Genomic DNA, 22,025 nt, shown 5'->3' with positions numbered 1-22,025 from the left:
ATTGATATATTATGCAAATCAAATGAGAAAAGATAAATAACAAAATTGATGATAAACATTTAATAGAAAAATCTATTGATATAAACGCAAATGATAAACAGTTATATATTAGTTATAAACAATATAAATTTCAAGTATTATTAAAGATATTTTTTAAAAATTATTTACCTAAAAATTTTCATAAATTACCATTTGAAAAACAACAATTCATAATTTATATGAACATAGTTTTAAATTATGAGAGAACAGAATTGCTTATAGGTAAATCTTATTGATCGGCGGTGGGAATACCAATAAACATTAATATGTTTAAAGATGAAGCAATCAAATATAAAATAATTAATGGTTAAATTTAGATAGGATTTTATGAAAGTTTTAATATTTTGTATTATAGATATTTCAATATTGTTATTATTATTCTTTTCTTTTATAGGTTTGCATTTTTTTATTAAATTTAGATGATATTGGCAAGGATTGAGTTATGTAAATCAATATTGCAGAAAATATATATATATATATATAAAGTTAGATCCGAATTGATTATCCACTATAAAAAAGTAGCTAAAATATTTCTCATTGTTTCTTCAATCTGTTTTGCTTATTTTGTAAAAAATATAATTCATAATGCAATAACTTTTTTTCAAGATAAAGAAAAGTTTATATTTTGATTTTGAACATTAAATAATGTTTTAATTTTTGTTCCATTTTATTGTTGAATTTGAATATTTTCTATTGTTTTACTAAAAAGACAAATCAAATGAGAAAAGATAAATAATAAAATTGATGATAAACATTTAATAGAAAAATCTATTGATATCAATTTAAGTCAAAGACAATTGCATATAAGTTGTCGTAAATATAATTTTCAAATTGTAAGAAATATATTTTTTAAAAATTATTTACCTAAAAATTTTCATAAATTACCATTTGAAAAACAACAATTCATAATTTATATGAACATAGTTTTAAATTATGAAAAAACACAGCAAATTTTTGGTAATAATTTTTGAATAGATTCTTATTCTCCTATAAACATTAATATGTTTAAAGATGAAATGATTCAATATAAAATAATATAAAAGGGAGAAAAATGATTTATTTTTTAACATGAATATCAATATCTGCTACTATATTACCTTATATTTTTTGTTTAATAATTTTTATATTTGCAAATTTTTATATTAAAATGCACTACATAAATAAATATGTAGTGAAATATTATGTAGAAAAACAAATTAAAGTTAGATATTTTGTAATTAACAAACATATTAAAAATAATATTATTGATTTATGTATTTGAGTAATATTTTTACCATCAGAATTATTGGGCTCAATATTATTTTTTCACTCTTTATTTGTTAAACAAAATACAAAAGTTATGTATTTAGCATTAAATGTTATAACTTTTGTATTTTTTACTTATTTAACAATTAAATCTTCATTCTCTATTCATAAACTTAGAAAATGGAAGAAATTAAATGAAAGTTTACCAGATGAAAGATATTTAGAAAATCAAATTGATTTGAATAATACAGAAAAACAAATAGAATTAAATTCTTTTGATAATAAGATTTGATATTCATTTATTGACAAATCAACAAATACCAAGTTTTATAATAAATACCCTTCAAATTTAAATAAATTATCTTTTTCAAAACAACAAGAAATTATTTATCAAAATGCAATTTTAGATTTTGATAATACACTTAATTATGTGGGAGAAAAAGTTTCAATTAATATGTTTAGAGATATTTTTATAGAATATAAAATAATAAATAAGGAAAATTAAGATGTATATTTTTGTGTTGGTAATTTTTATTTTTTCATTAAATATAGATTTATTAGGGTTACTTTTCTTATTTTTAAATATATATTGAAAACATTATTATATACATAAATATGTAGTGAAATATTATGTAGAAAAACAAATTAAAGTTAGAGATTCTTATATAAAAAAATATATTAAATTTTATTTAATATGCATTTTATTATATTCGCTTGCCTTACCTATTGTATTAGTAGGAAATACATTAGGTATCATTATTAAAATATCTACAGAAAATGAATGACTTATGTTTGCTCCTTTTACTCCTATTTTTTTGTTTTATCTTATCTTTAAATCTTCATTCTCTATTCATAAACTTAGAAAATGGAAGAAATTAAATGAAAGTTTACCAGATGAAAGATATTTAGAAAATCAAATTGATTTGAATAATACAGAAAAACAAATAGAATTAAATTCTTTTGATAATAAAATTTGATATTGATTCGTAGATAAATGAACAAATACCAAGTTTTATAATAAATACCCTTCAAATTTAAATAAATTATCTTTTTCAAAACAACAAGAAATTATTTATCAAAATGCAATTTTAGATTTTGATAATACACTTAATTATGTGGGAGAAAAAGTTTCAATTAATATGTTTAGAGATATTTTTATAAAATATAAAATAATATAAAAATCATCTTTTTAAATTTATACTAAATTTTAATTGGTGGTTTTTTGTATACACTTTTTATTTTTAAAAATGTATTAAAAAGGAAGAAATATGAAAAATTTATTTAATTTATTAAATAATATGACAGAAATTACAAAAATTATTAATTTATCGGTTCCATATGAAATTAAAGAAAATAATAATGAAATTTATAATGAACAAACTCTAAAAAAGTTTTCATCTATAATTAATCAATTTTTAGATGAAAATAAAGATTTATTTAAATCTATAACTTCTAAAATAAATTCTAATAAATCGTCAAAAAAAATATTAGAAAGCATAAGTGAAGATGAAAAAGAAAAAATATGCGATATTTTAATTGAAAAATACAAAAAAGAAGAATTAGTAAATCAAGAAACTATAGAAAAAATTAAAAATCAAAAAAAAGAATTTAAAAAGCAAATATTTTTGAAACTTCGAGAAACATTATTATCTTCTAACAGATTATTGAAAGAAGAAAAAAGACAAATAAATATTGAAACTAAAAGTTACTATAAAAGAATAGTAACTGATTATAAAAATAAATTTGCTATTAATGATGACGGAACAGAAAATAGCAAAAATATTTTTGAAAAAATAGAAAATTTTAAATCTCTTTTGTCAGTTATAGAAAACGATATTAAACCTATTTTGAATAAAATTAAAAATTTAAAAATAGCTTCAATGATATTTAAGGGAGGGGCAGCAGCGGCTGGAATTCTTTCTGCTGGTTTTTATGTAGCAATTCCATTTTCAGGAGGTGCAACTACCGCTCCTGCATTAGCTACTTCATTTGCTGCTTCTCTTTTCGGGTCTACTTCTACATTATTAGATTTAATAATTAATAGTATTCAAGAAAAACATCAACATATATTGAAATTAATAGATGAATGAAAAAATATAGAAGACAAGTCAACCATATGATTAGCTTATAAATCTTCTATATTTGGTATTAAATCATCATTAAATATTTTTAAATTTTCAAAACTTATAAGTAATTCATTAGACAAAATATCTAAGAATCTTTCTAAAGCATTAGGTTTTTTAGCAATATTGGGAGCTGGTTTTAATATTTATGATTTGATAAATGAAATTTCAAATTATAAAAAATTCGAAGAAAAAATGCAGAATTTTACAAATTTTACTGAAGAATTAGTAGATACTATAACTAAATTAAAGAAAGTAAAATGAAAGGTAATAAATGAATCTCCATTGGACAAACCATATTGAAAAGGAGGAAAAGGAGGTACTAATTTACATTTTTTAAATATTGAAACAAATGAAGTTAAAACGTTAATGGAAATGTTAAATTATACAAATTTAGAATTAAGTACATGAGGATTAACTAAAATTTTTAGTAAAAGAGACGGATGATATATAAGAACATTACCAAATAAATATAAATTTGATAATTTAGGCTAAATTTTTTGTATGCAAAATGAAGAATTGAAAAAAATGACTTATTTTTTTATATTGATGTTAATTTTAATTATATTTTCCGATTTACATTTTTGAATAATTCATTCCAATCCTAAATATAATATTTTTTCATATAAAAAAATATTATTAAAACAAATAAATACAATTAGTTTTGATAATAGAAAAAATATTAAATTTCATAAGGATTATTTAACTTTTTTTAAAAGTAAGCAATCAATGGTAATGAAATATATTATTAGTTCTTTTGTTATTTTATTTATTTCATTATTTATAAATCTCCTATTTTATTTAATCATCTTTTTGAAACATTATTTTGATATTAAACAATATTGAAAATATTTTTTATTTATATTTATTTTGTGATTAATTCATATTTTTAATTCTTTTTATAGATTTAAAGTTTTTATTGATGTAAAAAAAATAATTTTAAAAATTAATAACTGGAACGATAATAAAGAAGATAAATTTTTATTTGAAAATAATAAAGAAGAAATAGAAGAAAAAATGTTTCAATTATTTGAAAAGAAAAAAAATATTAATATTAATTATTTTGAAAATTTTGATTTTAATTTTGTTATTAAGATATTAAAATTAACTAAATCCTTTGAAGAATTTTCAAATGAATTTTATTTTTTAATAATTTGTAATTATGATCAAATTATTTATAATAATCAAAAATTTAAATTATCAAATTATGTTTGATTATGAACTAATAGAAAATTAGTTTATGATAAATATTTTCAAAAGTAAAAAATTGGTCTAGATAAACTTGTATTATTTACAAGTTTTTTTAACTTATTTTTTTATCTTAAAATTAAGAAAAATTAAAATTATTTTTTATTTATTTACCTTATATATAGTAATATAAGAAAAATTAAATTTTAATTAAATGTAAAAATTTAATATAAAAAAAATAATAAAAATAAAGCAAAATGTATTAAAATATATATGTGTGGTCGCGTAGCTCAGTAGGATAGAGCACAAGCCTTCTAAGCTTGTTGTCAGAGGTTCGAATCCTCTCGTGATCGCCATTTTTTTATACTCTTTTATTTATTTTGTAAGGAAAATATTGTTATGGAAAAATCAAAAATTTTAGTTGTTAATGCTGGTAGTAGTTCAATAAAAATTTCTTTATTTGATAAAAATACATATGAATTAATAGCAAAAGGAACTGCTGAAAAAATTACCATTCAAGGTGGATTTATAAATTTAAAATATAATGGTAAAAATTATGAAAAAATAGTTGAAATGGAAAATCATGCTATTGCTGTAGAAGAATTATTACAACTTATTGAAGAAATTAAATTAATTAAAAATCCTAAAGAGATCGAATATATAGGTTTTAGAATCGTTAATGGAGGTCCTCTATTTACAAAAACTACAAAATTAAATGAAAAAGTAATTGAACAAATTGAAGATTTATCAATTTATGCTCCCTTACATAATCCAGGTGCAGTTAAAGGTATTAAAGGTTTTATGAAAGTAATGCCTTTTGCTAAAATGGCTTTAGAATTTGATACTTCATTTCATACCACTATTCCAGAAATAAATTCTTTATATCCGATCCCTTATGAATTAAGTAAAAAATATCATATAAAAAAATATGGAGCTCATGGAATTAGTCATGAATATATAACTTTAAAATTAAAAGAATTGTTAAAAAAAGAAGATTTAAATTATATAAATATGCATATAGGTAATGGGGCTTCTATTTGCGCTATTAAAGATTCAAAATCATTTGATACTTCAATGGGGTTAACTCCATTAGCAGGAATAATGATGGGAACAAGATCCGGTGATGTTGATCCTTCAATTCATCAATTTTTAGTAAAACAATTGAATATTGATATTGATGAAGTAACAAATATATTAAATAAAAAATCCGGACTCTTAGGTGTTTCTGAAATTTCTTCAGATATGAGGGAAATTTTATTTGCTTATGCAAAAAATAATCAAAAAGCAACATTAGCATTAAATATATATATACAAAAAATTGCTGATTATGTTTCTTCATATGCTAATAAATTAGATAATAAACTTGATGCTATTGTTTTTACTGCTGGAGTAGGAGAAAATCAACCCACTATTTGAAAACTCTTAATAGAAAAATTAAAATTCAATTATTTTGAATTAGATGATTCAAAAATTTCTTTACCTTATGATGATTATAAAATAATTAGTTCTAAAAAATCTAAGGTTAAGGTTTTTGTAATACGAACTAATGAAGAATTATTGATAGCTAAAAAGACCAAAGAATTGTATGAAAAATAATTTAAAAAATCTTAAGCAAAATAATGTTTAAGATTTTTTAAATTCTTCTCAATCGACAAAAATACCATTATTCATTAATAATTTTAAAAGTTCTAAATATATTTGCTTATTCTCTTCTGGAGTCGTATTTTCAATATAGTTTGCTAAATTAGTAAATAAATAAAAATGAGATTTTAATAATCCAATTTTTTTATCATTTATTTTATGTATATCACATAAAAATCCGCCTTCTTTAAAACTAAAATCACAAATATTATTTATACTTTTGCATTCAACGCAACCTTTTATTGAAATTTGCAGCCCAAAAGAAATTAAGGTATTAGCAACAAAGAATGTCATTAAATAACTATTTTTATTTAATGAAATAAAATCAAATAGCTCATTATAGAATCTATAAGCATTATAAAATTTTTCTTCAATATGATGTAAATATAAAATGATTTTTTTAACAAATAAAGCATTGTTATAGTCTAATATGTCAATTTGCTTTTGTAGATTTGCTTTTTTTAATTTACTCATTTTACCATTTAAACGAGCTTTAAAATAAGTAAATTGAATAACTCCTCCAACTTGTAAATTACTTTTATTTTTAGAATTTGGTTTATTAACTCCTTGTGCTATCATAGATATTTTTCCATTGCTAGTAAAGACTTGTAAAATACTATGATTTGGTTCTTCTTGATATGGGGCTAGGGACAATAAAATAACGTTGGTAATGCTTTCAAAACTCATATATTTATATTATATTAATAATAAAAATGTATTAATATATAATATTGTTATTTATTTAACCAATTTTTGATTAAAACAATACAAGGGGTATAAATAATATGCATATTGAAGAAGCAAAAAAGATCTTTCTTGATGTTCTTGAATCTATGCCGGGAATTAGAAAAATTATCTTGTCATCAGAGGAAATACTTGAACAAAAGAATTTACCAGTGTTAAAAGTGGAAGAAAATATCAATGGTTTTGTTTTTATAGCTACTCTAGTAGTTATTTTGGGAACCAATGTTAAAGAGTTAATTTCTCAAATTGGAGAAGCTTTAAGATACAGAATGAAAATGCAAAATGCTAAAGTTAATAAGTTAAATATATTTATTGAAGGAATTGAAAATGACTAAAACAATGGAATTGAACACATATTTTTTAAGTGCTAAACAGTTTAAAAAAATCTTCATCTCTGGTGCTAATAATTTATTTAATAATAAAAATGCGATTGATGCCTTAAATGTTTTTCCTGTTCCTGATGGTGATACTGGTGGTAATATGTCTTCTACTGCTGAATCAGCTTCTTCAGTTGTTAAAAGTGATCCTAATAATGAAAATAACATTGGATTATTAACTAGTCAGATTTCTAAAAATATGCTTTTAGGAGCTCGTGGTAATTCGGGTGTTATTTTAAGTCAAATTTTTAAAGGTTTTGCTCTTGCTTGTGAAAATAAAGAAGGTTTATCTTGGGAAGAATTTAAGTTAGCAATCAAATCAGCATATGAACGTGCTTATAAATCGGTTTTAAAACCAGTTGAAGGAACCATTTTAACAGTTATTAGAGAAGTGTATGAAATGGTTGAAAAACTTGAAGAAAAAACTTTATTAGATACTTTTGAAGAAATAACAAAACAAGCAAGAATTTCTTGTGATAATACTCCTACAAAATTAAAAATTTTAAGAGAAGTTGGAGTTACTGACTCTGGTGCTGAGGGATTGTATTCAATTTTTGAAGGAATGCTTTCTTCATTAAAAGGAGAAGATATTCAAATTTCAAATACTTCTAATGAAATTTCGACATGAATTAATGATAGTGAAGTTTATGATGGCGAATTTGGTTATTGTACAGAATTTATTGTTGATTTAACAAAACCAAAGAAATTTAATAAAGATAGTTTTGTTAATGAAGTAAGTAAATATGCTAACAGTTTAGTTGTAGTTAATGATGATAATTTATTAAAAGTCCATGGACATACAATTAAACCTGGTAATTTATTAAATTTTGCTCAAAAATATGGTGAGTTTGTAAAAATTAAATCAGAAAATATGGTTTTACAGGCCAATGAATCTAGAAATAAAAACAACCTTTTAAATGAAAATGATAATTCTAAAAAATCTCCAGAAATTGAAAAAACTAAAAAGAATTGTGGCATTGTATCATGTAATTTAGGCTCAGGTTTTATTAGTAGAATGAAGGAATATGGTTGTGATGAAATTATTGAAAGTGGTCAAACACAAAACCCTTCTGCCAAAGATATTATTACTGCTATTGAAAGCGTAAATGCTAAAAATGTTTTTGTTTTGTCAAATAATTCTAATATTTTTTTAGCTGCTCAACAAGCGGCTCAAGTTATTAAAGAAAAGAAAGTTCATATTATTAATACTAGAAGTCAAATTCAAGGTATTACTGCTATGATGAATTTTTCTGAAGATAATACTGTTAAAGAAAATAAGGAAATGATAGAAGAAGCCATTCAAATGACTAAAACATTAGAAATTACAAAAGCAATTCGTTCAACTAAAATTGATGGAGTAAAAATTAAAGAAGGACAATATATTGCTATTTTAGATGGAAAAATTATTTTTTCTAATGATGATTGTATTGTTACTACAAAAAATGCTATCAAAGAAATTGTTAATGACGATATTCAATTAATTTCAATTTATTATGGTAATGAATCTTCAAAAGTTGATGCAAATGAATTAGCTAATTTTATTGAATCACAATTTGATATTGAAATTGATATAGTAAATGGTAATCAACCAAATTACAACTTTATTATTGGTTTTGAATAAGAATTGAGGTTTTTATGTACAAAATAGGTTTTGATGTAAATGGTAATGATAATGGAGTTAAAGCAGCTGTTAAGGCTACTTTAACTTTTTTAAGAAATAATCAAAATTACAAAATTTTTCTTATAGGAAATAAAAAAGAAATTGATTGTTTTATAACTGAAAAAGATAAAAATTTAAATTTTCAAATTATAGACAATTCCAATAGTGTTTTAGATACTACCAATTTAAGAAATAGCTTAAAAGAAAATAGTTCAATGAATCAAATGCTAGATATGTTGGCAAATAATGAAATTGACGCTTGCTTATCATCAGGGGATAGTGGAACATATTTAGCTTCTTCTTCTTTTAGAGTTAAACGTTTAGAAGGAGTTTCAAGAGCTGCTTTTATGCCTTTAATGCCCACAATATTAGGTAGAAAATTCTTACTTTTAGATGTTGGTGCTAATTTAGAAACTAAAAGTAACTATTTATATGAATGAGCAAAAATAGCAAATGTATATGCCAAAGTTCTACTAAATAATGATTATCCCAGAATTTCTTTGGTTAATATAGGAACTGAAGATTATAAAGGACCAGTAGTAACTAGAGAAGCAGCAGAGCTTATTAAAGCAGATCAAAGTTTAAATTATCAAGGTTTTATAGAACCAAGAGCATTAATGAATGGTTTGTGTGATGTTGCTGTTATAGATGGATATGGTGGTAATTTAGTTTTAAAAAGTTTAGAAGGAGCGATGCTTAGCTTTAAAAATCTTTTAAAATCTAAAATTATGCTTAAAAGCATAAGAAAATTAGGATATTTACTAGCTAAAGGTGCTTTTGTCGATGTTGCTGAAACTTTGGATTATAGAAATGTTGGTGCTGCTTGAGTAGCAGGAGTTAATGGAATTGTTATTAAAAGTCATGGTGGAAGCGATGATAAAGCATATTTAGGTGCTTTAGGTCAAATTAAATTAGCTCTTGAAAATAAAATTTTAGATAAAGTTAAAGAAGAATTATTGAATAAAAATAAAATAGAAGAAGAAAATAATGAATCAAATTAATCAAGAAAACTCCATTTCTGAATTATTAGAAAAATATGATATAAAAATTAACAATTTTTCTTTATATAGACAAGCTTTTACTCATGGTTCATTTGATAAAAAGAATCAAAAAAATAATTATCAAACTTTAGAATTTTTAGGTGATTCTATTATTGAATTTGTAGTTTCGGAATATTTGTTTAAAAAAATAACTGATTTAGATCAAGGACAATTAACCATTTTAAGATCCCAAATAGTTAAAACAAAAACATTAGAAAAAATCACTAAAGAATTAGGATTATTAAAATATCTTTTAACAGGATATGGATTAATGCATCAAGACGTATTAAAATCGTCTAAAGTGGCAGCAGATATTTATGAATCCTTTGTAGCAGCTATTTTTTTAGATTCTGGAATAGAAAAAGCAAAAAGTTTTATTATTAAAACTTTAGAACCAACTATTTTAGTTTTAAAAGATCAAGATGGAAAAGATCCTAAAAGTAAATTTCAAGAATATATTCAAGGCAATGGAATGACCAAAAACCCTATTCGTTATGAAAATTTAAATTTAAAAGATGGTTATTTTGAATCCAAAGTCATTCATGATAATAATGTTTTTGGGATAGGAAAAGGTAAATCAAAAATAGAAGCAGAAGAAAATGCTGCATTAGATGCATTAAAGAAATTGGCAGGTAAATAATATGTATGAATATAAAATAGTTTTAAGTTTTAATGATGAGGACACTGAAGAAAAGTTAAATAGAATGGCTAAAAAAGGTTGAATATTAGTTTTAACAAATATGAAGAAAAATATTTCTTATAGTTATGTTGAACAATATAACAACCCTGATGAATTTGAAGAATTATGATTTAAACATAATCAAGAAAAAAATAAACCAAATTGATATGGTCAAAAATTTGTAAATAAACCAGATTATGAAATGATTTTAACTTTCAAAAGAAGATTAATTAATAAAAGATTTACGAAGAAAATTATTAATAATTCAACAGATAATAACTAAAAAAAATAACATATTTACCTATAAAACAGTTAAATATGTTATTTTTAATTATATTAAATTAATTATTCTAAAAAGAATTAAAGAAAAAATTTAAAAAATAATAATTTAAATTAAGTCCTATATAAAACATATTTAAAAATATTTAATAATCATTAAAAGAACAATTTTAGTGAAAATAATTTTGTTAGATATTAATGTTAATGAAAATATTTTGGTAATGATATAGATATTTAATAAGTATGTTCAATTAATTTTAGATAAAAAATATAATGGAAACTATGCATAGTTTTTATTTAATATATTTTATTAATTTAATAAAATATAAATATTAATATTTATATAAGGAGGAGAGATGAAATTAATTAAAATCGAAGCCCACGGTTTTAAATCATTTGCTGATCCTATTACATTAAATTTAGATGGTGGAGTTGCTGGTATAGTAGGACCAAACGGTTCGGGTAAAAGTAACATTAATGATGCTATTAAATGAGTTTTAGGTGAAAGAAGTGCAAAAGAATTACGTGGAGATAACATGGATGATGTTATTTTTGCTGGCTCAAAAACTGCAAAACAAATGAATAAAGCAACTGTTACTTTAACTTTTGATAACAAAAATGGTAATAACAATATTCCACACGAAACTGTAACAATTTCTAGAGTTTTGGAAAGAGGAAATGGTAACAACCAATATTTTTTGAATGGACAGCTTTGTCGTCAAAAAGATATTAGAGATATTGCGATGGAAACAGGTATCGGAAAATCTTCTTTGGCAATTATTTCTCAAGGTACAGTTAGTGATATTGCAGAAGCAACACCTGAAGATCGTAAAGGAATTTTTGAAGAAGCTGCTGGAGTTTCTAAGTATAAGTTTAGAAAAAAAGAAGCTCTTTCAAAATTAGCACGTACTGAAGAAGGTTTAGAACAAGTTAGATTGGTTATTTCTGAAATTGAGAGAAAATTAACACCTTTAAGAAAACAAGCAGAAAAAGCAAAAATTTATATTGAAAAGAATAACGAACTTAAATCTGTTGAATTAGGTTTATTAGTTGATAATATTGAATATTTTGGAGATATTGAAAGAAAATTAATTGAAGAACTTGATGGAGTTAATGAAACTAGAAAAGATTTAGAAAATAGAATTCATGAATCTGAAATTAAAATTTCTCAAAATTCAACTTATAGAGTTGACCTTGAAAAAGAAGTTAGAGTTTTATCTGATCAATTAGAATTTTTAAAAGGGAAAATCACTAATTTAGATATTTTAATTGCTAAGAACTCTGAACGTCAAAGATTGATAGCTTCTGGCCAACTTCAAGCAACTAATGCTGAAAAACTTTCTACTTTAAAAGAGTTATTGAATTCAACTGGTGCTAAATTAAGTTTTTATGAACAAGAAATTAAAAATACAAATGTAAGAATTGAAGAAAATAATAAAGTTATTGAAAAATATACAAGTGAAATTAATTTATTGAACATTAGTTTAAATAAAAACAAAGGTGATTTGTTTAAATTAGAAACCCGTTATTCAATAATGAAAGAACAAAAAGAAAATAATACTTTAGTATTTAAGGGTACAAAAACCATTTTAGAAAATAAATCTTTCTTTAAAGGTTTAAAAGGCACTGTTGCTGATGTTATTAAAGTTAATCCAGAATATATCCCTGCTATTGATGCAGTTTTAACAAACGCTACTCAACACCTTGTTGTAGATAACGCTGAAACAGCAGTTAAAGCAGTTAATTTCTTAAAAGATAATAATGGTGGTAGAGCAACTTTTATTCCATTAACATCTATTCAACCAAAACTTATTAGAGATGATTATGTTTTAGCTATTCAAAGTCATCCTGGTTTTGTTGCTATTGCTCATGAAGTAGTTTCTGTTAAACCAGAATATGAAATTTTAAATAAATTCTTGTTAGGTAATGTAGTTATTGCTTCTGATATTTCGGCAGCAAATAAAATTTCAGCTGTACTTGAAAGAAAATATATGGTTGTAACCACTGATGGTGATATTGTTAGAGCCGGTGGGGTTATGGTCGGTGGAGCAAAAAGTACTAACCAATCATTATTAGGATTTGAAGAAACAATGAATAAAATTCAAGAACTTATTCCAGGTATTGAAGCTAAAATTAGTACCACTCAAACTAAATTAAATGAAATTTCTAATTACCGTCGTGAATGTTATGAATTGGATTCACAATTAAAAAATGAAATTGTAAATATTAATTCTAATAGAATTACCGCCCAAAGGGAATTTGATGATTATACTTTACAAATCAAACAAGTTTCAAACTCTACAGAAGATTTAAAACTTTCTATAGAAAATGCTCCTCAAACAGAACTTGATCGTCAAGTTTTAGAAAGCAAAATGAATGCTATTTTAGCTTCTTTAAGAGCAAAATCTGAAAGACTAGCAGCAGTTAATAGTGAAGTTAATTCAACCACTACTTTAAAAAGTGACTATGAAAAGACATTAAGAAATTTAATTAATGCTTATGCTACAAAAATTGGAGAAAAAGAGAAAGCATCAATTTTACTTGCTCAATCAAGAGAACGTTTAGCAAAACATTACAAAATGACTTATGAAATAGCAGCTCAACAAGCTAAATTAGAAATGAATCGTGAACAAGCACAAGAAATTGTTGATCAATTACGTTCAGAAATTGAAGCATTAGGAAATGTTAACTTAGAATCATTAGAAATGTTAGAAGAAGAAGAAAAACGTTTCAAAGAATATTCAGATAGTGAAGCTGAATTATCAGCGGCAAAAGCAACTTTAGAAAGCGCTATTGCTGATATGGATAAGATTATTATTACCAGATTAACAAACATTGTTCATGATGTTGATGAAGAATTTAATAATGTATTTAAAACAATGTTTGGTGGTGGGCAAGCTAAATTATTGTTTACAAATCCTAAAGATATTTTAGAATCAGGAATTGATATTGAAGCACAACCTCCAGGCAAAAATATTAAAAATCTTAAATTATTCTCTGGTGGTGAAAAATCACTTATTGCCATTTCTTTATTATTTGGTATTTTAAAAGCAAGACCTTTACCACTTTGTATTTTAGATGAAGTAGAAGCAGCACTTGATGAATCTAATGTTGTTAGATATGCAGAATATTTACAAGCATTAAAAAATAAAACTCAATTTTTAGTTATTACTCATAGACATGGAACTATGAGTAGAATGGACAATCTATTTGGTGCTACTATGCAAAATAGAGGGGTAACTTCATTCTTTAGTGTTAAGCTTTCAGAAGCTAAAAAAATGGTTGATGAATTCGAAGAACAACAAAAAGCAACTCAAACAAATTAATTAATTTTTATTATCTATTAACTTAGATAGATATGGAAAGGTAATTTAACAGTAGATAGCTTTTACAGAATTGTATCTTACCTTTAGTTGGGTTATCTTTAAAAGAGGTGTGAACCTCTTTTTTTATTTATTTATCTATAAAATAGGAGAAAAATAAAAACAGCCTTTTAAGACTGTAGTTTGACATTAGATAAAATCTCGATGTCGGCTCATTTGTTATTATAAATTAAAAATTAATTAATTGTTTAAATATTGTTGTTTTATCATATGAGAAAACCCCATTTAAAATGGTGTTAGGAATTAATTTCATTTCTTTTGGTAATTTATAAAAATTTATTTTTAAAATACCATTAGTAACATTAAAATCTTTAATTTTTAATTCATAAAATTTTTCATTAAATCTAACATTAATTGTTTGATTTTTCTTAATGTAATAACTTATTTCTTGATTTGAATAGACATTGAATTCTCCGTTTTTTAAAACTTCTAATCTTACATTAGCATTTTTATTAATTTTATGTGTTAAGATAAAATAAAGTAAAACAATTGAAAAAAGAATAAGAATTAAAATATAAAATCAAATCATTTTATTTAATTTGGTTAATTTGTTCAAGTTCTACCTCCTTGTTTTTAAAGATGAATTTTTTGCTATGACTAATTTCTATAAATAAGCTTTCATTTTGATATTCTTTAATAGCTTTAAATATTTTTTCAGTAATATTGGTATCCAAATTTTCAAATGCTTCATCTAACAATATTAATGAATATTGTTTAGTAAACAATCTTAATAAAATGATCATTTGTTTTTGGCCACTAGAAAAATTATTTCCGTTATTACTCATTTGAGTTTTTAAATCTAATTTGATATCGTTTAATATTTTATAAATACCATATTTTTCTAAATTATTATTAAATGTATTGATGTATTCATCATTATTTAAAGTTATATATTCGAAAATTGTGGTTTCGGGTAAATAAATACCAGGATTAGAATAAAAAGTATTATTTCTTAAATAAGGTATATGAAGATTTTTCTTTTCTATGTTGTTAAATTTTATTTGCCCTGTATTTGGTTCATAATTATTAGCTAGAATATTCAAAAAAGTACTTTTACCTATTCCATTTTTTCCAATAATTTGAATGTTTTGATCAATATTTAAATTGCTTATTTCAAGTACATTTTTGTACTTTTCATAACCGAAAGTGACATCTTGCAAATTAATTTTATTAATTTTATCTATTAAAATTCCATTTTCAAAATATTCTTCTTCTTTAAAATTAAAAACAAAATTAATTAATTTAATTTGTTCTTGAATAATGCTATATCTTAATAATAAATCTATAGAATTATGAAACGGTGATAAAAAGAAAGCAGTCCCTGACATAAACATCATTAATGTTCCTGGTGTCATTTTGTTTTTAAAAATAAATAAAGATGAAATAAAAACAATAATTAAATTTAAATTATCTAAAAAGATATTATCAATTAAATTCTTTTTAGTGGTTGAAGTAAATATAGAATATTCTTCTTTTTTATATTCATTTTGATTTATTAATTGTCTTGAAGCTATAAAATTTTTGTAATCTATATTACCCAATTCTTTAATAGATAAAATATGATCTAAATCTGATATACCTTTTTTAAGTCCTTTAGATATAAAACTAGTAAATTTTTGTTTAATAATGTTTTGATATAAAAAATTAATTAGTAATGAAATTAAAGCTATTCCTAAAACAATTAAAAATAACCAATAATTAATTAATAAAAGCATAATGGTTGAACTAATAAGTGTAAATATTTCGGATAAAATAGCAAAAGTGAAGGTTGCTTGATAATTAGAAATGTTTTCTATATAACTCATTCTTCTAATTAAATCTGCATTGTTTAATTTCATTAAATCTACAATTTTTGAATATCGTAATTTATAAAAGAACTTTTTATTTAGTTCTATTTCAATGGAATTTTGGGATTTTTTAATAATATAACTTTTAATATAGTCATTAATAAACCTGATAATGTTTAATCATAAAAATCCTATAAACATTAGTATTAATAATTTTTTTAAATTATTTGGAAGTATAAAATCAAAAATTATTTTTATAAAAAATGTTGAAACAAAAGATAAAATAGTTGCTAAAAACGAAGAAATAATTAAACCAATTGTATAACTCTTAACATTTAGTATACCCAGCATTTTATTTGTTAATTGTCCATTGTTTTCTAGTGGTTTTCTATCATTCTTGTTCATTTTTGTAATGAAAACCGCTATATCTTTGTATATATTTTTTAAATATTCAATTTTTATTATTCTTTCTCCTTTTGCTGGATCCAGAAGTAAAGCTTCTTTTTTATTTATTTTTTTTAAAATTACATAATGATAAATGCCTTCTTCTAAAATAAGAATCATTATAGGTAATTCTTTATTTCTGAGAGAAGTTAATGCTTCCATATCTCCTTCACAAGACTCAAAATTTAAATTGTTTTTATTAGCTATATCTTCTAAATTTTTTAAACTAATTCCATTAGAACCATATGAGGCTTGCATTTTTAGATAATCTATATCTATTCATTTATCATAGTAATAATCTATAAAAGATTGCAAGACAATTAGTCCACAATCTCTAACATCTTGTTGTTTTCCTATTCTCATACACTTATATATGTCTATTTTTTAAATTTTTATTAAAAAATAAAAAAATAAGGGGTATTTTCTACTTTTTTAAGTTTTTAACTATAAAAAGGTAATATAGGTCATAGACATTTTTTATATATTTTTATAAAAATGATAAAATTAAGTCATATTTTATATGTATTAATTTATTTTTTTAATTAATTATTACTTTCTATATTGAAATAAGAAAGCGAGAATATATGGAAAACAAAAAAGAAAAATTTTTATTTGCTATTGATTTAGATGGTACTTTATTAGCTTCTAGCGCAACTGGAGTTATACATGATAAAACTTTTGAAGCTATTAAAAGAGCACAAAAAGAAGGACATATTGTTTGTGCAGTTACTGGACGTCCATGAAGAAGTACAAAACCTATTTATGAAGAATTAGGATTAGATACAGTTGTATGTAATTACAATGGAGCACAAATTCATCATCCAAAGGATGAAAATTTTATTCCTTATATACATTATTTAAATTTAAATGAAATGTTATACGTTTTAGGTGATCCTGTTGTTGCTAAAGAAGTTTCAAATATTGCTATTGAAGGACCTGGATGAGTTCAATTGCAACACCGTGATGAAGACTTAGAAAGAGTTTTTGGATTTGCTACTAGTGCAAAATTTATTGTAGGAATCGATATTAATAGAATTCCTTTAAGACCAACTGGTATTATTTTTGATGTTAAAAAGACAACCAATGTTGAAGAATTAAGAAGATATTTAAGAGCAAAATATGGAGATTTAGGTGAATTTTCTTATTGATCAAAAGGTGAAGGTTTAACCCCTGTTTTTGATATTACCAATGTAGCAGTTAATAAAGGTAGAGCTTTATCATTGCTTTCAAGATATTATAAAGTCGATTTAGATCATACAGTAGCTATTGGGGATGGATTTAATGATGTTCCTATGTTTAAAGTTGCTACTATTTCAGCAGCTGTTGGTAATCCTTCTAAAGAAGTTAAGAAAAATGCAGTATTTAAATTAACTAAAACTAACCGTGAAGGTGGAGTTGGTGAATTTATAAATAAATTGTTAGATCATCCAGAAGAAATGATTGCTAAAGCAAGAGAAATTGTTAAAAGTAATTTAGATAAAGAAGAACAATAATAATGAAGTTTATTGATGCAAATCAAAATTTTGATTTAGATTTAAACAATAAATTAATTATTGGGGTAGATGAATCAGGGGTTGGGGATTATTTTGGCCCTTTATGTGCAGCAGCAGTTTTAATACCATTAAATAATTATCAAAAAGTTTTAAATTTGGGAGTAACAGATTCAAAAAAAATTTCTAATAATAAAATATTAGAAATTGCTCCTAAATTAAAAAAATTGGTTATTTATGGTTTAGCACATTTAAACCCTAGTGGTTATAATAAACTTATTAAAACTGCTTATAATGCTAATGAATTAAAAATGTTTATTCATTTGAAAGCAATTAATCAAGTTCAAGTAAAAACAAATAATTTATATGATTATGTTTTTATTGACCAATATTCAACTACTAATAGTATCAATGGTTATTATAAAAAAATAATTATTAACAATAATTGAGCAAATTTACAAGAAATAAAGAAAGATATAATTTTAGCTCAACATGCTGAAGAAAAAAATTTAGCAGTTGCTGCTGCTTCTATTTTAGCTAGAGAATTATATTTAGTTAAAATGCAAGAGATGAATAATCTATATAATCTTGAATTTCCATTCGGTTCTTCTAATAAAGTTAAAGATTTTGCTAAAAATTTGTTTACCAAAATTCCTAATGAAAAACAAAAAGAAATATGTAAACTTTCTTTTGATATGACTAAATAAAACCTAAATATAGGTTTTTTTTTATAATTTTTATATGACAGAGCAAGAGGTTTTCTTATTTTTACAAGAACACATAGATGAAAAATATAAAGATTTTACTTCGAAATTAATACCTACTATTGATAAAAATAAAATTTTAGGAGTCAGAATTCCAATTCTTAGAAAAATATCCTTAGAATTATGGAAGCAAGATAAAGAATTTTGTTTGAATTATATTGATAATAAGCATTTTTATTTTGAAGAAAAGAATTTGTGCACATATTTTATTGAACAGATCACTAATTATGAAACATTAATCACAACTATAAATAAATTTTTACCTGAAATAGATAATTGAGCAACTTGCGATTCTTTTAATCCTAAAATTTTTAAAAATCATTTAGATACATTGATTTTTCAAATCAATGTATGGATTGATAATGAACATTTATATATAAAAAGATTTGCTATTAATTTACTTATGAGATATTTTTTAGATAAAAAATTTAAAAAAGAATTTCTTAATAAAGTTTCCAATATAAAAACTAATGAATATTATTTACAAATGTCAATCGCTTGATATTTTTCAATTGCTTTAATAAAGCAATATAACATAGCTATTGAATATTTTGTAAATAGAAATTTAGATAAATGAATACATAATAAATCTTTACAAAAGGCTATTGAAAGTAATAGAATTTCTAAAGAAGTGAAAGAATATTTTAAGACATTGAAAATAAAGTAACATTTAATTGCTTAGTTTTTTATTCTTTATAATTATTTTTAATAAATTTCAATATTTTTGCTTTATTAAAATTTCATTTATAAAATAAAAAATTAAATTTGATAAAAATATAAAAATAAAAATAATTCAAATATATCCAAATGCTTCATCTATTTTTAAATTTTTTTCATTTAAAGAATCATTTAATAAATTTCCTAAAGTGAGTTCTTTAGTTAAAAAAGAATACGTGATTAAATTTCTAGTATTTAATTCGAAATTAAATAAAAATATTGATATTAAATCTTTTTTAATGTACGGCATTATAAATTTAGTATATATTCAAAATTTATTTCATCCTTGCTTTCTAAAATTATTGATTATATTCAAATCAACATTATCTATTAATTCATTTATTTGTTTAATATTTTTGAAAATCGAATGAAAAATTAAACAAATTATTAATAAAAATAAAGAGGAATTAAAAATTGGATAAAACAAATAGAAAATAAAAATTACAGGCAGAATTCTAAAAAATGTATTTATTATTTTAAAAATTATTGATGTTTTATTATTAAACAATTTTCTAGAAGTTAAAGGTAAAAGTAATAAGGTGACAAAAAAACTTAAAAAAGATATTAATGTAGAGTATGGAATAAGTTCTATAAATATAGAGGATATAGCATAGTTAACATTGATAAAACTTGGATTAAAAAAATATTTAAAAATTTCTTTAATTTCTCCATATTTTCCTATTTTATAGTCTAATTTGGACAAAATAATTATTGAATATATAACGATTGAAAAAAACAATATTGATTTTATTATTGATCTAAAAGGAATGTCTTTTTTTAACAAATATTTATATTCCTTTGAATTTAATATTTTTGTATTTGCTTGTAATAAATATTTATTAATAAAATAAAAAATGATTTCTAAGAAAATTAAAAAAGAAAAAAGTATTGCAATAGGTATTCCCATTTCTGTAAAATTTTGAGAATAATTGGCATAATCAATCAAGGAACCTATACCAAAAACTCCAAGAGAAGAAATTATGGTGCCTCATTTTATGTTGCTTTCAAATGAAAAGAAAAATAATGAAATAAATCTATTAGAAACTCTACTAAAAATTTCTTTTAAAAAGGCTCTTATTCTATTATTTCCTTGTTTAATAGAAATAAAATAAAAAGAATAATCAATATTTTCATATATTTCTAAAAAATATTTATGAAGTCATAATCAAGTAAACCAAGCATAAATAAATAATAATGATAGATAATTTGAAAATATTTTTGAACCTGAAAACAAATAAATATATAAAAGTTCAGGGAAACTTCTTAATAAAAGAATTAATAATTTTATTGGGAGAGAATACCATTTATAAGTATTTTTATTAGCAAAATAGCTAGTTAATAATGCTAATACAAATCCTAAAAAAGTACCTACTAATGTTAAGGAAAATGTTTTATAAAAAAAAATTAAACTTAAAATAAAAAGATTTCTTTTTATACCAAATTGAAAATAAGTACTATTTGTTGAAAATTTAAAAAAATCTTTTATATTTTGTCAAAATAATTTAAAACCTTCATAATTAAATGAAAAATTTAATGTAGATAATGAAAAAATTATTATTGATATTAATAAAATGGAGAATAGATGTTTTCAAAATGGTCTAATTGTTTTTTTAGTTATTAAGTCATTACTTTTTATTTGATAAAAAAACATTTTTTTGACATAAGAAAATTTTTTTAATTCATCATTTCTTTTATTTTTCATATATCTATTTCCTCAATTGGTTTAATTCATGTATTTTTTTTATCAACAAATATTATGTAGTCAAAATATTTTTTTAAAAAATCTAAGTTATGAGTTATTACTAAAACAGAAGTTTTATATTTTAAATTAATATTTTTCAAAGTTTCAAAAATTATTTTTGAACTTTGATAATCCAAATTTGAAGTTGGTTCATCAGCTAAAATTATTTCAACTTTTTTGCAAAGCAATTTGGCTATTTCAACTTTTTTTTGTTGTCCTCCACTTAATTGATCTATTCTTGTAAATAATTTATCTAATATATTTAATTCATTTAATTTTTCAAAAATATCTTCTTTTTGTTTTTTAGTTAATATTTCAAATAATCTATAAAATCAGTTTTTATAATTTGAAAATGTTTTTTTTATGTTGCTAAAAACATTTTCAAATTCTATTAAATTATTTTTTTGAGACAAAAAACCAATATTATTTATTATATTTTTTCATTCTTTTTTTGTTAATGATTTTATATTTTTACCAAAAATTTTTATTTCTCCATTTTGTATTTTTAAATCGTTTAATAGAGAATTAAATAATGTGGTTTTTCCAACGCCACTTTTTCCAATAATGGCTACCATACTATTTTTAGGAATTTTTAAATTTAAATTTTCTAGGATATTTATATTTTTTTCATATGATAAATTTACATTGTTTATTTCTATAATATTTTCCATATTTGCCTATAAA

Annotated in this window: 21 protein-coding genes and 1 tRNA gene; 17 read left to right on the top strand and 5 right to left on the bottom strand. The window is 22.2% G+C overall.

Annotation, left to right across the window (positions count from 1 at the left end):
* The first annotated feature begins 11 nt into the window (after window positions 1-11).
* From ACJA27_RS03605 to ACJA27_RS03570, 8 genes are all read left to right on the top strand, one after another.
* A complete protein-coding gene (locus ACJA27_RS03605; protein ID WP_406617939.1) occupies window positions 12-350 on the top strand; it encodes an MAG0920 family protein in 339 nt (112 codons plus the stop codon).
* Window positions 351-494: 144 nt separating this feature from the next.
* Window positions 495-1,079: an MAG0920 family protein gene (locus tag ACJA27_RS03600; protein WP_406617938.1), complete on the top strand. Its 585-nt coding sequence runs from the start codon at window positions 495-497 to the stop codon at window positions 1,077-1,079.
* An 11-nt stretch (window positions 1,080-1,090) separates the two neighbouring features.
* Window positions 1,091-1,789, top strand: a complete 699-nt coding sequence (locus ACJA27_RS03595) for an MAG0920 family protein (RefSeq protein ID WP_406617936.1) — start codon at window positions 1,091-1,093, stop codon at window positions 1,787-1,789.
* A gap of 1 nt (window position 1,790) precedes the next feature.
* Window positions 1,791-2,462 carry an MAG0920 family protein gene (locus ACJA27_RS03590; protein WP_406617935.1) on the top strand — a complete coding sequence of 224 codons (672 nt, stop codon included), beginning with the start codon at window positions 1,791-1,793 and terminating at the stop codon, window positions 2,460-2,462.
* Between the two features lie 90 nt (window positions 2,463-2,552).
* Window positions 2,553-3,902, top strand: a complete 1,350-nt coding sequence (locus ACJA27_RS03585) for a hypothetical protein (RefSeq protein ID WP_406617934.1) — start codon at window positions 2,553-2,555, stop codon at window positions 3,900-3,902.
* A 9-nt stretch (window positions 3,903-3,911) separates the two neighbouring features.
* Window positions 3,912-4,670, top strand: a complete 759-nt coding sequence (locus tag ACJA27_RS03580; protein WP_406617933.1) for an MAG0920 family protein — start codon at window positions 3,912-3,914, stop codon at window positions 4,668-4,670.
* Between the two features lie 204 nt (window positions 4,671-4,874).
* Window positions 4,875-4,951: transfer RNA gene (locus ACJA27_RS03575), tRNA-Arg, on the top strand.
* A 43-nt stretch (window positions 4,952-4,994) separates the two neighbouring features.
* Window positions 4,995-6,191, top strand: a complete 1,197-nt coding sequence (locus tag ACJA27_RS03570; RefSeq protein WP_406617932.1) for an acetate/propionate family kinase — start codon at window positions 4,995-4,997, stop codon at window positions 6,189-6,191.
* A 27-nt stretch (window positions 6,192-6,218) separates the two neighbouring features.
* Here ACJA27_RS03570 and recO read toward each other — a convergent pair whose 3' ends face one another.
* Entirely contained in the window at window positions 6,219-6,923 is a 705-nt protein-coding gene (gene recO / locus ACJA27_RS03565) for a DNA repair protein RecO (RefSeq protein WP_406617931.1), read from the bottom strand.
* A 98-nt stretch (window positions 6,924-7,021) separates the two neighbouring features.
* Here recO and ACJA27_RS03560 point away from each other — a divergent pair, with 98 nt between their 5' ends.
* From ACJA27_RS03560 to ACJA27_RS03535, 6 genes are all read left to right on the top strand, one after another.
* Window positions 7,022-7,315 (top strand): hypothetical protein, encoded by a 294-nt coding sequence (locus ACJA27_RS03560; RefSeq protein WP_406617930.1) that lies wholly within the window; start codon window positions 7,022-7,024, stop codon window positions 7,313-7,315.
* Complete coding sequence (locus ACJA27_RS03555) at window positions 7,308-8,978, top strand: DAK2 domain-containing protein (protein WP_406617929.1); 1,671 nt, start codon at window positions 7,308-7,310, stop codon at window positions 8,976-8,978. Before ACJA27_RS03560 ends, ACJA27_RS03555 begins: the two co-directional genes overlap by 8 nt.
* Window positions 8,979-8,992: 14 nt before the next feature.
* Window positions 8,993-10,018: a phosphate acyltransferase PlsX gene (plsX, locus tag ACJA27_RS03550; protein WP_406617928.1), complete on the top strand. Its 1,026-nt coding sequence runs from the start codon at window positions 8,993-8,995 to the stop codon at window positions 10,016-10,018.
* Complete coding sequence (gene rnc / locus ACJA27_RS03545) at window positions 10,005-10,697, top strand: ribonuclease III (protein ID WP_406617927.1); 693 nt, start codon at window positions 10,005-10,007, stop codon at window positions 10,695-10,697. Before plsX ends, rnc begins: the two co-directional genes overlap by 14 nt.
* A gap of 1 nt (window position 10,698) precedes the next feature.
* A complete protein-coding gene (locus ACJA27_RS03540; RefSeq protein WP_406617926.1) occupies window positions 10,699-11,019 on the top strand; it encodes a hypothetical protein in 321 nt (106 codons plus the stop codon).
* Between the two features lie 352 nt (window positions 11,020-11,371).
* A complete protein-coding gene (locus ACJA27_RS03535; RefSeq protein WP_406617925.1) occupies window positions 11,372-14,341 on the top strand; it encodes an AAA family ATPase in 2,970 nt (989 codons plus the stop codon).
* Window positions 14,342-14,567: 226 nt separating this feature from the next.
* On the opposite strand, the gene ACJA27_RS03530 is transcribed toward ACJA27_RS03535, so the two are convergent.
* On the bottom strand, window positions 14,568-14,954 hold the full coding sequence (locus tag ACJA27_RS03530) for an MAG1140 family protein (RefSeq protein ID WP_406617924.1): 387 nt from the start codon (window positions 14,952-14,954) through the stop codon (window positions 14,568-14,570).
* Complete coding sequence (locus tag ACJA27_RS03525; protein WP_406617923.1) at window positions 14,929-16,992, bottom strand: Mbov_0121 family peptidase domain-containing ABC transporter; 2,064 nt, start codon at window positions 16,990-16,992, stop codon at window positions 14,929-14,931. Before ACJA27_RS03525 ends, ACJA27_RS03530 begins: the two co-directional genes overlap by 26 nt.
* 221 nt (window positions 16,993-17,213) lie before the next feature.
* Here ACJA27_RS03525 and ACJA27_RS03520 point away from each other — a divergent pair, with 221 nt between their 5' ends.
* From ACJA27_RS03520 to ACJA27_RS03510, 3 genes are read left to right on the top strand one after another with little or no spacing between them, the layout of a single operon-like run.
* A complete protein-coding gene (locus ACJA27_RS03520) occupies window positions 17,214-18,122 on the top strand; it encodes a Cof-type HAD-IIB family hydrolase (RefSeq protein WP_406617922.1) in 909 nt (302 codons plus the stop codon).
* 2 nt (window positions 18,123-18,124) lie between these two features.
* Window positions 18,125-18,826 (top strand): ribonuclease HIII, encoded by a 702-nt coding sequence (locus ACJA27_RS03515; protein ID WP_406617921.1) that lies wholly within the window; start codon window positions 18,125-18,127, stop codon window positions 18,824-18,826.
* 34 nt (window positions 18,827-18,860) lie between these two features.
* Entirely contained in the window at window positions 18,861-19,550 is a 690-nt protein-coding gene (locus ACJA27_RS03510) for a DNA alkylation repair protein (RefSeq protein ID WP_406617920.1), read from the top strand.
* Window positions 19,551-19,553: 3 nt separating this feature from the next.
* On the opposite strand, the gene ACJA27_RS03505 is transcribed toward ACJA27_RS03510, so the two are convergent.
* The gene (locus ACJA27_RS03505) at window positions 19,554-21,302 is read right to left on the bottom strand and encodes an ABC transporter permease subunit (RefSeq protein WP_406617919.1); all 1,749 of its coding nucleotides are present in this window, start codon (window positions 21,300-21,302) and stop codon (window positions 19,554-19,556) included.
* Window positions 21,275-22,012: an ATP-binding cassette domain-containing protein gene (locus ACJA27_RS03500; protein WP_406617918.1), complete on the bottom strand. Its 738-nt coding sequence runs from the start codon at window positions 22,010-22,012 to the stop codon at window positions 21,275-21,277. The genes ACJA27_RS03505 and ACJA27_RS03500 overlap by 28 nt, the downstream gene beginning before the upstream one ends.
* Window positions 22,013-22,025 lie beyond the last annotated feature (13 nt).

Origin of the sequence: Mycoplasmopsis lipophila (genome assembly GCF_045276895.1) — a bacterium.
Classification (GTDB): domain Bacteria; phylum Bacillota_I; class Bacilli_A; order Mycoplasmatales; family Metamycoplasmataceae; genus Mycoplasmopsis; species Mycoplasmopsis lipophila.
This window is presented reverse-complemented; position numbering and strand designations above follow the sequence as displayed.